Source organism: Bordetella bronchialis (assembly GCF_001676705.1).
Classification (GTDB): Bacteria; Pseudomonadota; Gammaproteobacteria; order Burkholderiales; family Burkholderiaceae_B; genus Bordetella_C; species Bordetella_C bronchialis.
Map to the genome: position 1 here is coordinate 4,068,772 of NZ_CP016170.1, position 15,894 is coordinate 4,084,665.

At 68.2% G+C, this 15,894-nt stretch carries 16 protein-coding genes; 14 read left to right on the plus strand and 2 right to left on the minus strand.

Annotated elements, in window-relative coordinates:
* Window positions 1-303 precede the first annotated feature (303 nt).
* From BAU06_RS18020 to BAU06_RS18045, 6 genes are all read left to right on the plus strand, one after another.
* On the plus strand, window positions 304-987 hold the full coding sequence (locus tag BAU06_RS18020; protein WP_066353148.1) for a hydrolase: 684 nt from the start codon (window positions 304-306) through the stop codon (window positions 985-987).
* A 90-nt stretch (window positions 988-1,077) separates the two neighbouring features.
* Complete coding sequence (locus BAU06_RS18025; protein WP_066353150.1) at window positions 1,078-2,697, plus strand: MFS transporter; 1,620 nt, start codon at window positions 1,078-1,080, stop codon at window positions 2,695-2,697.
* 131 nt (window positions 2,698-2,828) lie between these two features.
* A complete protein-coding gene (locus tag BAU06_RS18030; protein ID WP_066353151.1) occupies window positions 2,829-3,533 on the plus strand; it encodes a pirin family protein in 705 nt (234 codons plus the stop codon).
* An 81-nt stretch (window positions 3,534-3,614) separates the two neighbouring features.
* Complete coding sequence (locus BAU06_RS18035; RefSeq protein ID WP_066353153.1) at window positions 3,615-3,875, plus strand: XapX domain-containing protein; 261 nt, start codon at window positions 3,615-3,617, stop codon at window positions 3,873-3,875.
* 37 nt (window positions 3,876-3,912) lie between these two features.
* Complete coding sequence (locus tag BAU06_RS18040; RefSeq protein WP_066353155.1) at window positions 3,913-5,799, plus strand: amidohydrolase; 1,887 nt, start codon at window positions 3,913-3,915, stop codon at window positions 5,797-5,799.
* Between the two features lie 40 nt (window positions 5,800-5,839).
* The gene (locus tag BAU06_RS18045) at window positions 5,840-6,265 is read left to right on the plus strand and encodes a DoxX family protein (protein WP_066359309.1); all 426 of its coding nucleotides are present in this window, start codon (window positions 5,840-5,842) and stop codon (window positions 6,263-6,265) included.
* A 7-nt stretch (window positions 6,266-6,272) separates the two neighbouring features.
* On the opposite strand, the gene aqpZ is transcribed toward BAU06_RS18045, so the two are convergent.
* Window positions 6,273-7,016, minus strand: a complete 744-nt coding sequence (aqpZ, locus tag BAU06_RS18050) for an aquaporin Z (RefSeq protein WP_066353161.1) — start codon at window positions 7,014-7,016, stop codon at window positions 6,273-6,275.
* 354 nt (window positions 7,017-7,370) lie between these two features.
* Between aqpZ and BAU06_RS18055 the strand changes: the two genes are divergently transcribed.
* The 8 genes from BAU06_RS18055 (at window position 7,371) to BAU06_RS18090 (ending at window position 15,046) form a co-directional block, all read left to right on the plus strand.
* A complete protein-coding gene (locus tag BAU06_RS18055) occupies window positions 7,371-8,498 on the plus strand; it encodes a 3-deoxy-7-phosphoheptulonate synthase (protein ID WP_066353165.1) in 1,128 nt (375 codons plus the stop codon).
* Between the two features lie 134 nt (window positions 8,499-8,632).
* Window positions 8,633-9,151, plus strand: a complete 519-nt coding sequence (locus BAU06_RS18060; protein ID WP_066353169.1) for a DinB family protein — start codon at window positions 8,633-8,635, stop codon at window positions 9,149-9,151.
* Window positions 9,152-9,414: 263 nt separating this feature from the next.
* Window positions 9,415-9,696, plus strand: a complete 282-nt coding sequence (locus BAU06_RS18065; RefSeq protein WP_066353174.1) for a UxaA family hydrolase — start codon at window positions 9,415-9,417, stop codon at window positions 9,694-9,696.
* A gap of 118 nt (window positions 9,697-9,814) precedes the next feature.
* Window positions 9,815-10,990, plus strand: a complete 1,176-nt coding sequence (locus tag BAU06_RS18070) for a UxaA family hydrolase (RefSeq protein ID WP_066353176.1) — start codon at window positions 9,815-9,817, stop codon at window positions 10,988-10,990.
* 128 nt (window positions 10,991-11,118) lie between these two features.
* A complete protein-coding gene (locus BAU06_RS18075) occupies window positions 11,119-12,138 on the plus strand; it encodes a Bug family tripartite tricarboxylate transporter substrate binding protein (RefSeq protein ID WP_066353178.1) in 1,020 nt (339 codons plus the stop codon).
* A gap of 45 nt (window positions 12,139-12,183) precedes the next feature.
* Complete coding sequence (locus tag BAU06_RS18080; RefSeq protein ID WP_066353180.1) at window positions 12,184-13,113, plus strand: hydroxyacid dehydrogenase; 930 nt, start codon at window positions 12,184-12,186, stop codon at window positions 13,111-13,113.
* 11 nt (window positions 13,114-13,124) lie between these two features.
* A complete protein-coding gene (locus BAU06_RS18085; RefSeq protein ID WP_066353182.1) occupies window positions 13,125-14,132 on the plus strand; it encodes an Ldh family oxidoreductase in 1,008 nt (335 codons plus the stop codon).
* Between the two features lie 14 nt (window positions 14,133-14,146).
* A complete protein-coding gene (locus BAU06_RS18090) occupies window positions 14,147-15,046 on the plus strand; it encodes an NAD(P)-dependent oxidoreductase (RefSeq protein WP_066353183.1) in 900 nt (299 codons plus the stop codon).
* Here the strand turns inward: BAU06_RS18090 and BAU06_RS18095 are convergent.
* Window positions 15,009-15,890, minus strand: coding sequence for a ferritin-like domain-containing protein (locus BAU06_RS18095; RefSeq protein WP_066353185.1), 882 nt, complete (start codon window positions 15,888-15,890; stop codon window positions 15,009-15,011). The two genes, BAU06_RS18090 and BAU06_RS18095, sit on opposite strands and share 38 nt — an antisense overlap.
* Window positions 15,891-15,894 lie beyond the last annotated feature (4 nt).

Here is a 15,894-nt window from a genome sequence, read left to right on the forward strand (position 1 = left end):
TCACCGATGCGATCGCCGGCCCGAGGGAAACCCGGCCGGGTGCGCGCTGGCCATCGGCCTGCGTCCCGATCGCGGCCAGCCGCCACCCGGATCATGCCAGGAATGGAAAGGATGGAATTCTTTTGCTCGGGTTCTCAGGCCTGCGGTCTCTCCCTAACATGCCGATACCGATACACGAGGTGTGCGGGAGGCAAAGCGGCACTCCCGTCACGCCAGGCAGCGGAGGCAGGCCAGACGGCTTGCAGGCATGCCGAACGTCCCACCCGCCGCGCCAACGACTGTTCCCTGAAAGAGAGACCTGCCATGACCAACAAGTACCTTGAAGTCCTGACCCCGCAGAACAGCCAGATCATCTTCATCGACCAGCAACCGCAGATGGCGTTCGGCGTGCAGTCGATAGACCGCCAGACGCTGAAGAACAATGTCGTGGGCCTGGCCAAGGCCGCCCGCGTGTTCAACATCCCCACCACCATCACGACGGTGGAGACGGACAGCTTCTCCGGCAACACCTATCCCGAACTGCTGGCCGTGTTTCCCGATCACAAGATCCTGGAACGGACCTCGATGAACTCCTGGGACGACCAGAACGTGCGCGATTCGCTGGCCGCCAACGGCCGCAAGAAGATCGTCGTCTCCGGACTGTGGACCGAAGTGTGCAATACCACCTTTGCCCTGTGCGCCATGCTGGAAGGCGGCTACGAGATCTACATGGTGGCCGATGCCTCTGGCGGCACCTCGTCCGACGCCCACAAGTACGCCATGGACCGCATGGTGCAGGCCGGCGCCGTGCCCGTGACCTGGCAGCAGGTGATGCTGGAATGGCAGCGCGACTGGGCGCGCACGGAAACCTACGACGCCGTCACCGGTATCGTCAAGGAACACTCCGGCGCCTACGGCATGGGTATCGACTACGCCGTCACGCATGTCCACAAGCTGGCCGAACGGGTCCAGCACGGCGAACGCATCGGCCCCAACCCGGCGAAGTAAGCCACGGCCGGGGTATCGCGGGCCGCGCGCCATGAGTCGCGCGGCCACCCCGGCATCCCGATTCCCCCACAAGACGCGCGGCGCGGCGAAATGCCCCCGTCCGGCGCGAAACAGGAGCACGCCGTGCCGGACAAGAATCCGACTTCCACCGCTGGCAGCTTCGCGCCGCTGCGCCAGCCCGTATTCGCCGTACTTTGGGCCGCGACGGTGCTGGGCAACGTGGGCAGCTTCATGCGCGACGTCGCGAGCTCCTGGCTCGTGACCGACCTGTCGGCCAGCCCCACCGCCGTGGCGCTGATCCAGACCGCGGCGACCTTGCCGATTTTCCTGCTTGCCATACCGGCCGGCGTGCTGTCGGACATCCTCGACCGCCGGCGCTTCCTGATCTTCGTCCAGGTGATGCTGGCCGCGGTAAGCGCGACGCTGCTGATGCTGTCGCACACCGGCGCGCTGACCGTGCCATACCTGATCGCCCTGACCTTCGCCGGCGGCATCGGCGCCGCGCTGATGGGGCCGACCTGGCAATCCATCGTGCCGGAGCTCGTGCCGCGGCAAGACATCAAGAGCGCCGTGGGCTTGAACTCCCTGGGCATCAATATCGCCCGCGCGATCGGCCCCGCATCCGGCGGCCTGATCCTGGCCAGCTTCGGCGCGGCGGCCACCTATGGGGTCGATGTCCTGAGCTACGTATTCGTCATCGCCGCGCTGCTGTGGTGGAAGCGGCCCGCCGCCGCCAGCACCCAGCTGTCCGAGAACTTCCTGGGCGCATTCCGGGCGGGCTTGCGCTATACACGGGCCAGCAAGGAATTGCATCGCGTCCTCCTGCGCGCGGCGGTCTTCTTCCTTTTCGCCAGTGCCGTCTGGGCCCTGCTGCCCCTGGTGGCGCGCCAGATGCTGGGCGGCACGTCGGGCTTCTATGGCGTGCTGCTGGGCGCGGTGGGCGTGGGCGCCATTGCCGGCGCGCTGGTGATGCCCAGGCTGCGCGCATGGCTGGACGCCGACGGGCTGGTGCTGGTGGCCTCCGTGACCAGCGCGGCGGTCATGGCGGTCCTGGTCGCCGGCCCGCCCAAATGGCTGGCCGTCCCGGTCCTCGTGGTGCTGGGCATGGGCTGGATCACGGCGCTGACCACGTTCAATAGCGTGGCGCAGGCGGTCCTGCCGAACTGGGTGCGCGGACGCGGCCTGGCCGTGTATTTGATGGTGTTCAACGGCGCGATGGCCGCCGGCAGCTTCGGCTGGGGCCTGGCGGCGCGCGAGATCGGCGTCCCCTACGCCCTGGCGGCCAGCGCCGCCGGCCTGGCCATCGTCGCGCTGCTGTTCCATCGCGCCAGCCTGCCCGTGGGCGAGGCGGACCTGCAGCCCTCCAACCACTGGCCCGAACCGCTGACCGCCGCGCCCGTCGCCAATGACCGCGGCCCCGTGATGGTGCAGATCGAATATCGCGTGCGCCAGGAAGACCGCCCGGCCTTCCTGCAGGCCATGCGGCGGCTGTCGCGGGAGCGGCTGCGCGATGGCGCCTACGCCTGGGGGCTGGTCGAACATACGGGCGAGGCCGACCGGGTGCTGGAATGGTTCTTCGTGGAGTCCTGGGCCGAACACCTGCGCCAGCACCAGCGGGTATCCCATGCCGATGCGGACCTGCAGAACGACGTCCTGCGCTACCACGCGGGGCCCGGCAAGCCGGCCGTGCACCACTACATCGCGCTATAGGGCTTGCGGCATGGCGCTCGCGTCGATCATCGAAAGAATGGAAAGCATGCAATTCCACTGCGCGGATTCCCAGGTCGAACGCGCCTGCCTACACTGCCCGCATCGTAATCACCACGCAAGAGAGCCTGGCCATGATAGAGCGTCGTTCCTTTACTAGCCTGGGCCGCGAGCGGCGCGGCTGGCTGGACGCCCGGCATCATTTTTCCTTTGCCGGTTACCGGAATCCCCGGCGGATGAACTGGGGCGCCTTGCGGGCATGGAACGACGACACGATCGCCGCGGGCGCGGGCTCGCCGCCGGTCCTGTACGCCGACGTGGAGATCGTCACCTACGTGCGTGAAGGCGCCCTGACCCACGAGGACGATCTGGGCAACCGCGGACAGACGCGGGCCGGCGACGTGCAGGTCATGAGCGCGGGCAGCGGACTGACGCACGCGGAATTCAATATGGAAACCGCGCCTTCGCGGGCTTTCCAGATCTGGATAGAGCCGGACCGCCGCGGCGCGCCGCCCAGCTGGGGCCGCAAACCCTTTCCCCGCGAGGCCTACAAGGGACGATTCGTCGCCCTGGCCAGCGGCATCGAAGGCGATGAGGACGCCTTGCCCATACGCAGCGACGCCCGCGTGCTGGCCCTGGCGTTGAAGGCCGGCGAAGCCGCCACATACCGCTTCGCGCATCCGCGCCGCTATGGCTACCTGGTCGCCGCCAGCGGACGCATCCGCGTGAACGGCGTCGAGATCGGGCCAGGGGATGGCGCCGCCATCCGCGACGAAACCGAGCTGCGGGTCGTGGCCCTGGACGATGCCGAGGTGCTGTTGGCCGACACCCGGCCGTAGGCCGGGCCAGATCAGGCCAAGCCCGGCCAGGCCGGCCCGCCTGCGTATTCCCAACCGCAACATCACGTGAGACGAATCGCCATGAAACTCTATCTGCTGTCATTGGGCGCCGGTCTGCTGGTCGGCATCGTATACAGCCTGCTTCAGGTGCGCTCGCCCGCCCCGCCTTTGGTGGCGCTGGTCGGCTTGCTGGGCATTCTGGTGGGCGAGCAGGTCATTCCCGTGGGCAAGCAGATGCTGCGCGGCACGGCCTTCGTCGCGGCGTGCGACAAGGAAAAGGCGGTAAGCCACGTGTTCGGACAATTGCCCGGCCGCCAGCCCGATCCGAAAGACCGCGGCTGAGCCCTTACACCCCCATCCCAACCAGGAGAATCGCACCGTGCCCAACGCCAAGCCGGACGTCGTCTTCCATAACGGCCAGATCACGACACTGGACCGATCCAACCCGCGGGCGACCGCTGTCGCCGTCAAGGACGGCAAGTTCGTCGCCGTCGGCGGCGACGCCGAGGTCCTCGCGCTGGCCGGCCCGGATACCCGCGTGGTGGACCTCAAGCGCCGCGGCGTATTGCCCGGACTGTTCGACAACCATACCCACGTGATCCGCGGCGGCCTGAATTTCAATATGGAGCTGCGCTGGGACGGCGTGCGTTCGCTGGCCGATGCCATGGCGATGCTCAAGCGCCAGGTCGCCATTACGCCACCGCCGCAGTGGGTGCGCGTGGTCGGCGGATTCACCGAACACCAGTTCGCCGAAAAACGCCTGCCCACGCTGGATGAAATCAACGCCGTCGCGCCGGACACGCCGGTCTTCATCCTGCACCTGTACGACCGGGCCCTGCTCAACGGCGCCGCCTTGCGTGCCGTCGGCTACACCCGGGACACGCCCAATCCCCCCGGCGGCGAGATCCTGCGCGATGCCCAGGGCAACCCCACGGGCCTGTTGCTGGCCAAGCCCAACGCCACCATCCTTTACGCCACGCTGGCCAAGGGCCCGAAGCTGCCATTCGACTACCAGGTCAACTCCACCCGGCATTTCATGCGGGAACTGAACCGCCTGGGCGTCACCGGCGTGATCGACGCGGGCGGCGGCTTCCAGAACTATCCCGACGACTATGCCGTCATCCAGAAACTGGCCGACGAAAACCAGATGACGGTACGCCTGGCCTACAACCTGTTCACGCAAAAGCCCAGGCAGGAGAAAGAAGACTTCCTGAAATGGACGTCCAGCGTGAAGTACAAGCAGGGCAACGATTACTTCCGCCACAACGGCGCGGGCGAAATGCTGGTGTTCTCGGCCGCGGACTTCGAGGACTTCCGCGCGGCCCGGCCCGATATGCCGCCGGAAATGGAAGGCGAGCTGGAGGAAGTCGTCCGCGTGCTGGCGCAGAACAAATGGCCCTGGCGCCTGCATGCGACCTACGACGAGACCATATCGCGCGCGCTGGACGTGTTCGAGAAAGTGCACCGCGATACGCCGCTGACCGGCCTGAACTGGTTCTTCGACCACGCGGAGACCATCTCCGACCGGTCCATCGACCGCATCGCCGCCTTGGGCGGCGGTATCGCCGTGCAGCACCGCATGGCCTACCAGGGCGAGTATTTCATCGAACGCTACGGCGCCGAGGCCGCCCAGGCCACGCCGCCGGTCGCGCGCATGCTGGCCAAGGGCGTGAAGGTTTCCGCCGGCACCGACGCCACGCGGGTCGCTTCCTACAACCCCTGGGTCTCGCTGTCGTGGATGATCACCGGCAAGACGGTGGGCGGCACGCAGCTGTATCCGCGCCGCAATTGCCTGGACCGGGAAACCGCGTTGCGCATGTGGACGGAGAACGTCGCCTGGTTCGCCAACGAGGAAGGCCGGCGCGGGCGCATCGAACCGGGCCAGCTGGCCGACTTCATCGTGCCGAGCAAGGATTACTTCCATTGCGCGGAGGAAGACCTGCCCTTCCTGACCTCCGAGCTGACCGTGGTGGGCGGGCGCGTGGTCTATGGCGCGGGCGACTTCACGCCGCTGGACGACAACCCCTTGCCGCCGGCCATGCCCGATTGGTCGCCGACGCGGCTGTTCGGCGGCTACGCCGCCTGGGGCGACCCGCAAGGCGCGGGCAAGAACTCCCTGGGATATCGCAATCTGTCGGCGTGCGGGTGCGCCAGCGCCTGCGGCCTGCACGGACACGAGCACGCGCGGGCCTGGGCGGCGCGCGCGCCGGCGTCCGACCTGCAGGGCTTCTTCGGCGCCCTGGGCTGCTCGTGCTGGGCGGTGTAGGGAGACCACGATGCGGCCTGACTCGCCTTCGGCGCCCGCCATGACGCCCCCAGTATCGCCGGCACCGGTATCGCCGGCCGCGAATGCCGTCCGGTACCTGGCCTACCTGGGCCTGTGCGCCGCCTACCTGCAAGGCGGCCTGGTCAAGTTGTTCGACTTTCCGGGCGCCGTGCGCGAGATGGCGCATTTCGGACTGTCGCCGGCGCCGCTGTTCGCCGCGCTGGTCATCGCGCTGGAACTGGGCGCGTCGGCCATGATCCTGGGCGGCCGGCTGCGCTGGCTGGGCGCGGCGGCGCTGGCCGCCTTCACCCTCATGGCGACGGGCCTGGCCTTGCGCTTCTGGGAAATGCCGCCAGGACAGGACCGCTCGATGGCCGCCAACGCCTTCTTCGAGCACCTGGGCCTGGCGGCGGGGCTGGTGCTGGTCGCCTGGCTGGATCTGGTCCCACGCCGGCGGCCGGGCTAGGGCCGTCTCAGGCGCTGGGCGCGGGCGCGGACGGAAAGGCGCCGGTGTCCCGCCGGGCGATATCCGGGGACGACAGATAGCGGTAGACCAGGCCGCCGGCGACCCCGCCAAGCAGCGGCACCACCCAGAACATCCACAATTGCCCGAGCGCCCAGCTGCCCTGGAAAAGCGCCACGCCCGTGCTGCGCGCCGGGTTGACCGAGGTATTGGTCACCGGGATGCTGATCAGGTGGATCAGCGTCAGGCACAGGCCGATGGCCAGCGGCGCGAATCCGGCCGGCGCGCGCTTATCGGTAATACCGTGGATGACGATCAGGAAGAACGCCGTCAGGACGAATTCCGAGATCATGCAGGCCAGCAGGGTATAGCCGCCCGGGGAATGCTGGCCATACCCGTTGGACGCGAAGCCGCCGGCCATGGGATCGAAGCCGGTCTTGCCGCTGGCGATGGCATACAGCACCGCGCCCGCGACGATACCGCCCAATACCTGCGAGACGACGTAGGGAAGGATGTCCCGGGACGGGATGCGGCCGCCGGCCCACAGGCCCACGGTAACCGCCGGGTTGAAATGACCGCCCGATATGTGGCCCACGGCATAGGCCATGGTCACCACCGTCAGGCCGAACGCCAGCGCCACGCCGGCGAAACCGATGCCCAATTGAGGGAACGCGGCGGCCAGGACGGCCGCGCCGCAACCGCCCAGTACCAGCCAGAAAGTGCCCAGAAACTCCGCCACACACCGCTTGCCCATGGCTTTCTCCTTGAGAGGAACGCCCCGCCGCGCGATGGCGCGACGCGCACGCTTGCTCTGTCCCCAGGGCGGCATGACGCCGCCTGTCCCGGCGATCGAGGCACCGTAACAGCTGGGCGGCAGGGCCGGGTGTACATAAACGGTAAGCAGGATTGTAGGCGCCGACCAGCGCGCCGGGCGTGCCGCGGACTGCTATCGACGATTGAATACCGGTCCGGCGGAATGTCCATCGGGCCCGGCCTGGATGGCGGTGTTGGCCAGGCCGACGCGCCAGCGGCCCGGTGGACGGCCTTCCGGCGGCCGGCGCCCCGGTGTCGCGGGGTGCAATAATTCAGGCATTGCCTGGAGAATGCCTTGAACCGCCTGGATGACCCCTTACACGACCGCGAAGTCGGCAGCGCCGATTCCACCCTGGACACCACCCGTATCGACGACGTGCGCATCGGCGCCGTGCGCCCCTTGATTTCGCCTGCGCTGCTGCAGGATGAACTGCCCGTCTCGCCGGCGATACAGGATCTGGTGGAACGCACCCGCGCCTCGGCCGCCGACATTCTTCACGGTCGCGACGATCGCCTGCTCGTGGTGGTCGGCCCCTGCTCCATCCACGACCACGACCAGGCCATGGATTACGCCCGCCTGCTGAAGACCGCGGCGGACGCATTGCGCGAAGACCTGTTGATCGTCATGCGCGTCTACTTCGAGAAGCCGCGCACGACGGTAGGCTGGAAGGGCTATATCAACGATCCCCGCCTGGACGGCAGCTACCGCATCAATGAGGGACTGCGGCGTGCCCGCGAACTCCTGCTGGACATCGCGCAGCTGGGCCTGCCGACCGGCACGGAGTTCCTGGACCTGCTCAGCCCGCAATTCATCGCCGACCTGATCGCCTGGGGCGCCATAGGCGCGCGCACGACGGAAAGCCAGAGCCATCGCCAATTGTCGTCGGGCCTGAGCTGTCCGCTGGGCTTCAAGAACGGCACGGACGGCGGCGTGCAGATCGCGGCCGACGCCATCGTCGCGGCGCGCGCCAGGCATGCCTTCATGGGCATGACCAAGATGGGCATGGCGGCCATCTTCGAAACGCGCGGCAACGACGACACGCACGTGATCCTGCGTGGCGGCAAGCAGGGCAGCAACTACGACGCGGCCAGTATCGACGCGTGCTGCGAGATCCTTGAACGCGCCGGCCTGCGCGAGCAGGTGATGGTGGATTGTTCGCACGCCAACTCCAACAAGTCGCACAGCCGCCAGATCGACGTTGCGCAGGATATCGGCCGGCAGATCGCCGGCGGCGACAGGCGCATCATCGGCGCGATGATCGAAAGCCACCTGGAAGAAGGCCGCCAGGACCTGAAGCCCGGCGTACCGCTGCGCCGCGGCGTGTCCATCACGGATGCCTGCCTGGGCTGGGCCCAGACCGAGCCGGTACTGCGCCAGCTGGCGGACGCGGTGCGGCAGCGCCGCGGCTTGACGGCCCGCTGAACGCCCGGCCGGGCGCGGCCCGTGCCGGGCACCCTGGCAGGCCGCCGGACACGGCGGATGGCGCGCCCCAGACAGTTTGCATACAGCTTGGCGGCGTATGCTGGCCGGCATCGACATTCCGCAGGAGAATCGTCATGCTGACCCCGGCATCCGCCCGTATGCTCGCCGACTACAAGCGCTGGGCCAACCGCGAAACCTTCGCCATCGTCATGGCCCTGCCGGCGGAGGAAATCTACAAGGACCGCGTCTCGCTGTTCAAGAATTTCGCCCGCTCGCTGAATCATACGTATGTGGTCGACCTGATCTGGCAGGCGCACATCGAAGGGCGGGAACACGGCATTCCGGCGCTGAACACCGTGACGCATCCCGGGATCGAAGAACTGTGGGAAGCCCAGCAGGCGATGGACGAGTGGTACATCGCCTGGGCCGCAGCCCAGACCGAGACCTCGTTGGCCCGCGAAAAGGACTACGCCCTGATCGGCGGCAACACCGGGCGCATGTCGCAAGGCGAGATCCTGCTGCACGTCGTCAACCACAACAGCTACCACCGCGGCTTCGTTTCGGATCTGCTCACCCAGATCGCCGCGCCGCGTCCCAGCGTGGACCTGCCCGTCTATAAGCGCAAGCTGGCGCAAGGCGCGATCCGTCCCTGACGCTTCGTGCGCAGGGTGCCGCCACAGGGGCTGCGCGCCCCTGGCGGCGCTCTGTATGTACCCCGGCGCTCAGCGATCCGCCCCCTATTCCCCATCCTTGCCCTCGCCCGGACATCGCCGCGGCCGCTTTCCGCATGACCATACAGGTCATATATATGATTTGATTGACATGAATGAAATTCGAAAATAAGATCGACGGCACGATCAACAGCGGGCACGGCGCCAGGACGCACGCGACCGTCCCGTCACCAGGAGGAAGACTCATGATTCATGCCGTATTGCACGACGCGAAGGACACGGTCGCCGTGGCCGTGGTCGAAGGCATCACCGCCGGCACGGACCTGAACGCCTGGATCATGGATGAAGACAAGATCATCCAGGTCAAGGCCAAGCAGGACATTCCCATCGGCCACAAGGTCGCGCTGAAGGATATGAAGACGGGCGACACCGTCTTCAAATATGGCGTCGATATCGGCAAGGTCGTCTCCGACATCCAGGTGGGCCAGCACGCGCACGTCCACAACATCAAGACCAAGCGCTGGTAGCAGGACGGCAAGAACCGCCGCATCGCCACCGCCCCGGCGGCTGCCTCACGCAACGCCCGCGCACCGGCCGCACCCGCCGCTGCCCCATACCTATTCACGCCTGCCCAAGGACACACTCATGGCTGTCATTTCCGCATCCACCACCTTCCGCGGCTATCGCCGCGACAACGGCCGCGTCGGCGTACGCAATCACGTCATCGTGCTGCCCGTGGACGATATTTCCAATGCCGCCGCCGAAGCGGTGGCCAACAACATCAAGGGCACGATGGCCCTGCCCCATCCGTACGGCCGCCTGCAGTTCGGCGAGGACCTGGAACTGCACTTCCGCACGCTGATCGGCACGGGCTGCAATCCCAACGTCGCCGCGGTGGTGGTCATCGGCATCGAGGAAGGCTGGACCAAGCGCATCGTCGACGCGATCGCCCAGACCGGCAAGCCGGTGGCCGGCTTTTCCATCGAGCTGCACGGCGACCACGACACCATCATGCGCGCGTCCAAGGCCGCCAAGGAATTCGTGCACTACGCGACCTCTCTGCAGCGCACGGAATGCCCCATCAGCGACCTGTGGGTGTCGACCAAGTGCGGCGAGTCGGATACGACCTCGGGCTGTGGCGCCAACCCGACCGTGGGCAACGCCTTCGACAAGCTCTATCCGCTGGGCACCACGCTGGTGTTCGGGGAAACCTCCGAGCTGACCGGCGGCGAACACATCGTTGCCGAGCGCTGCGCCAACGACAGGGTGCGCGAACGCTTCATGTTCATGTTCGACCGTTACCAGGCCATGATCGACCGCTGGAAGACCAGCGACCTGTCGGAATCACAGCCCACCAAGGGGAATATCGCCGGCGGCCTGACCACCATCGAGGAAAAGGCCATGGGCAACATCCAGAAGATCGGCAAGAAATGCCGCATCGACGGCGTGCTGGACAAGGCGGAAACCCCCGACCACCCGGGCCTGTGGTTCATGGACTCGTCCTCGGCCGCCGCCGAAATGGTCACGCTGTGCGCGGCCTCCGGCTACGCCGTCCACTTCTTCCCCACCGGCCAGGGCAACGTGATCGGCAATCCCATCCTGCCGGTCATCAAGATCTGCGCCAACCCGCGCACGGTGCGCACCATGTCCGAACACATCGACGTCGATACCTCGGGCCTGCTGCAGCGTGAAATGGACCTGGACCAGGCCGGTGACAAACTGCTGGAGTGCATGATGGCCACCATCAACGGCCGCTGGACCGCCGCCGAAGCCCTGGGCCACCGCGAATTCGTGCTGACGCGCCTGTTCGAAAGCGCCTGACGATCCGCCCGCCGGCAGGCAGCAGCCGGCATCCCCTGGCGCACCGGCCCGCAGATGGCCGGGCGCCGCCACGCCGGCCGGACCGCGCACGCGCCCGGCGGCGTTCCCCCTACCGGAGGAGACAATCCATGAAACGCGTATCCACGGATCTGCCGGTTTCGGCTACCCGTCGTTCCACCCTGGGCCTGCTGGGCGCCGCCGGCCTGGCCGCGATGACACCGCTGTCGAAGGCGCTGGCGCAAGGCGACAAGTGGCCTTCCAAGCCCATCAACTACGTGGTGCCCTTCCCGCCCGGCGGGCTGACCGACGTGGCGGCCCGGCAGGTCGCCAAGGCCTTGTCGTCGGCCGAAGGCTGGAACGTGGTCGTCGAGAACAAGCCGGGAGGCAGCGCGAATATCGGCGCCGCCTTCGTCGCGCGCGCCGAAGCCGACGGGTGTACCTGGCTGGCCATGACCATGTCGCATGCCGCCAACGCCACGCTGTTCAAGGGCAAGGCCGGCTACGACCTGATGACGGACCTGGTGCCGCTGGCCGGGCTGGCCTCGTCCTCGATGATGATCGTGGTCAATCCCAAGAGCGATATCAAGACGCTGGCGGACCTGACCAAGGCGGCCAAGGCCAAGCCGGGCGGACTGTCCGCGGGTTCCAGCGGCAACGGCACGCCGCCGCACCTGACGCTGGCGCTGTACATGCAGTTGACCGGCACCAAGCTGCTGCACGTGCCGTACAAGGGCGGCGCGCCCTCGCTGACCGACCTGATCGGCGGCCAGCTGGACGTCATTTTCTCCAATTACCCGGAATCGCTGGCCTACGTGAAAGGCGGGCAGCTGCGCGCCCTGGCGGTCACCACCAAGGAGCGCAGCCCCGACCTGCCCGACGTGCCGACCGTGGCCGAGGCCGGCCTGCCCGAACTGGTCGTCGAGAACTTCACCGGCGTCATGGCGCCGGCGCATACCGACCCCAGGCTCGTGGAGCGCATCGGCAAGGCCATCGAAAAACAGGTCCAGACGCCGGAGATGCAGAAAACGCTGACGCAACTGGGCTTCATCCCGCGGCCGCGCGGGCCGGCCGAGTTCAAGCAGTACCTGGCCGGTGAAGTGGCACGCTGGGCCAAGACCATCCAAGAGGCAAACATCCAGGTCGGATAAGCGCCGCCTGCCCCCTTACGTAGCGAGTATCGAGCGAGTCGCCCTATGCATATCGTGATTTCCGAGTTCATGGACACCGGCGCCGTCGATCTGCTGCGCCGCGATTTCCGGGTGCGGTACGAGCCGGACCTGGTGGACCGGCGCGCCGATCTATTGAAGGCGGTGGCCCAGGCCGATGCCCTGATCGTGCGCAACCGCACGCGCGTCGATGCCGACGTGCTGGCCGCGGGCGCCGCATTGAAGGCGGTCGGCCGCCTGGGCGTGGGCCTGGACAATATCGACGTGCGGGCCTGCGAGCAGCGCGGCATCCATGTACTGCCGGCCACGGGCGCCAATGCGCGCGCCGTGGCGGAGTACGTGGTGACCAGCGTGCTGGTCCTGATCCGCGGCGTCTACCACAACAGCGGCCAGGTGGCGCAAGGCGCCTGGCCGCGCACCGCGATGTCCAACGGCCATGAGGTGCATGGCCGCACGCTGGGCATCGTCGGCTTCGGCGGCATCGGCCGGATGACCGCCCGGCTGGCGCAGGGACTGGATATGCGCGTGGTGGCCCATGACCCCATGCTGGGCGACGGCGACCCCATATGGCGCGAGACCGGCGTCGCGCCCGCCGACCTGGCCGGCCTGCTGGCGCAGGCGGACGCCGTCACCCTGCATATTCCCTTGACCGACGGCACCCGCAATCTTTTCGACGCGAAACGCATTGCGGCCATGAAGGATGGCGCCGTGCTGGTGAATACGGCGCGCGGCGGCATCGTCGATGAAGCGGCGCTGGCGCAGGCGCTGCGCGAGGGCAAGCTGGGCGGCGCCGCCATGGACGTGTTCGGCGAAGAACCCCTGCCCGGCGGCAGCCCGCTGGCCGGCGCGCCGAACCTGATCCTGACGCCGCACGTGGCGGGCCTGAGCGTGGAGGCCAACACGCGCGTCTCCGACATGGTCGCCCAGCGCGTGGCCCATGTACTGAAGCAAGGCTGAGGAACACGACGATGGCGACCATGCAATTGAATGCACTGTATGACCTGGCCGTGGCGGCGTTGCGGGGCGCCGGCGCGAGCGAACCCATGGCGGCCGATACCGCCCGCGCGCTGATCCATGCCGAAGGCCAGGGCATCGCCTCGCACGGCGTCTCGCGCGTGCCTTTCTATGCCACGCACCTGCGCAATGGCCGGGCGGACGGCCAGGCTGTCGCCCGCGTCGTCCGCGAGCGCGGCGGCGCGGTGCTGGTGGATGCCGCCGACGGCCTGGCCTTCCCGGCCTGCGCGCTGGCGATCGAACAGGCCATCGCCCGCGCCGGCGAACATGGCGTGGCCTTTGCCGGGGTCTGCAACAGCCACCACTTCGGCGTCGCGGCTTACCATCTGGACGCCGTGGCGCGGGCCGGCATGGTGGGCCTGGCCATGGGCAATTCGCCTTCCGCGATGCCGGCATGGGGCGGCAAGCGGGCCCTGTTCGGCACCAATCCCATCGCGGCCGCCTTCCCGCGCCGCGACGCGCTGCCGCTGGTCATCGACCTGTCCTTGTCCGAGGTCGCGCGCGGCAAGCTGATGGTGGCGGCGCGCGAAGGCAAGGACATCCCCCTGGGCTGGGCGCTGGACGCGGACGGCAAGCCCACCACGGACCCCAAGGCCGGCCTGGCGGGCAGCATGCTGCCCATGGGCGGCGCCAAGGGCGCCATGCTGGCGCTGACCGTGGAGCTGCTGGCCTGCGCCCTGACGGGCGCCCATTTCGGCTTCGAGGCCGACTCCTTTTTCACCGAGCAAGGCAACCGCGCTCGCATCGGGCAGGCCTTCCTGGTCATCGACCCCGGCGCCCTGGCGGGCCGCGATGCGTATCTGGAACGCGTGGAGACGCTGGTATCGGCTATGCTGGCGGACGAAGGCGTGCGCCTGCCCGGCCAACGCCGCGCTGCACTGGAACGACAGGCGCGCGAACAGGGCGTGAACGTGCCCGATGCCTTGTTGGCGCAAATGCAGGAGCTGGCGGGACGGGCCTGAACTGGAGACAAAACATGGCGGAAGCCGGCAAGACCCGTATCGGCATTATCGGCGTGGGCCAGATGGGCCACGGTATCGCGTTCAATATCGCCAAGGCGGGTTACCCGCTGGTTTTCCTGGACCATCCCGGCAACCAGCCCGTGGACGACCTGCTGGCCCGCGGCGCCGCCAAGGCGCCCACGCCGGCCGAGGTCGCCCGCCAGGCCGACATGGTGATCCTGTGCGTGACCGGTACGCCGGAAGTCGAGGACGTGCTGTTCAAGGCCGACGGCGTGCTGGCCGGCATGCGGCCGGGCACGGTGGTCATCGACTGCTCCACCGCCATCCCCTCGTCCACGCTGAAGGTGGCGCAGGCCGTCGAAAAAGCCGGCGGCCTGTTCCTGGACGCGCCCATGACCCGCACGCCCAAGGAAGCCGCCGAAGGCCGGCTCAACCTGATCGTCGGCGGCGACACCGCGCTGTTCGAGCGCTGCAAGCCCGTGCTGCAGGCCTATGCGGAGAACATCGTCCATGCCGGGCCCATCGGTTCCGGCCATCGCCTGAAGCTGCTGCACAACTACGTTTCCCTGGGCTTCTCGGCGGTGCTGGCCGAGGCGGCCGCGTGCGCCCGGCTGGCCGACGTGGACCCGGCGGTGTTTCTCGACATCCTGGCCAAGGGCGGCGGCGATGGCGTGGTGCTGGGACGCCTGCGCCCCTACATCGAATCCGGCGATGCCGGCAACTTCCGCTTTTCCATCGCCAACGCGCTGAAGGACATGGGCTACTACACCACCATGGCCCAGGAAACCGGCGCGCCGCACGGCGCCGCGCAAGCCATCCGCGATACCTATGCGCGGGCCAGCCAGGACGGCATCGCCCAGGCCCCGGTCCCGCGGATCATCGACTTCCTGGCCGGCCATCCGGCCAAGGGCTGACGCGCGGGCTAGCCGGCGCCGCCAGGGCGTCCAGCTCCGCCTCATCGAAGCCGGCCGCGCGGCGCGCCTGCAGATTGAAGGGCCCGCGCTGGCGCGGCGCGGCATGGCGGGCCGCCAGTTCGGCGTGCCAGGCGACGCTGTCCTTGCCCTGCGCCGCGCACAGATGCCGCCACCAGCGGTTGCCGACGGCCACATGGCCGATTTCCTCGCGCAGGATGATCTCCAGGATGGCCGCGCCCGCCCGGTCGCCCACACCCAGCAGCTTGTCGCGGATCTGCGGCGACGCGTCCAGCCCGCGGGCCTCCAGCACGCGCGGCACCAGCGTCAGGCGCGCCGCCAGGTCGCCACGCGTCTTTTCCGCCATCTCCCATAGCCCGTTGTGCGCCGGGAAATCGCCATAGGCGTGCCCCAGGGTGCCCAGGTGGGCGTCCAGCAGCTGGAAATGGCGGGATTCCTCCTGGGCCACGCGCAGCCAATCGCGGTAGAAATCCGCCGGCATGCCGGCAAAGCGCCAGACGATGTCCAGGGCCAGGTTCACGGCATTGAATTCGATATGCGCCAGCGCATGGATCAGCGCGGCCCGGCCCTCCGGCGTGCCCACCGGACGCGGCTTGAGCCGGGACGGCGAAACCAGTTCGGGCCGGGCCGGCCGGCCCGGCAGGCCGCCCGGATCGGCAAGCACGGCCAGGGTGTCGACCGGCGCGTCCAGGGGCATGGCATCCACGGCGCGCAGCTTCTCGGGCCAGGCGGGCATGGCCAGCGCGCGCAGCGCGGCGTGGCGCAGGTCGCCGCACACGGACGGCGGCGCGGGGCAGGCAGGGGAATCGGGTACGGCATCGTTCATGCCG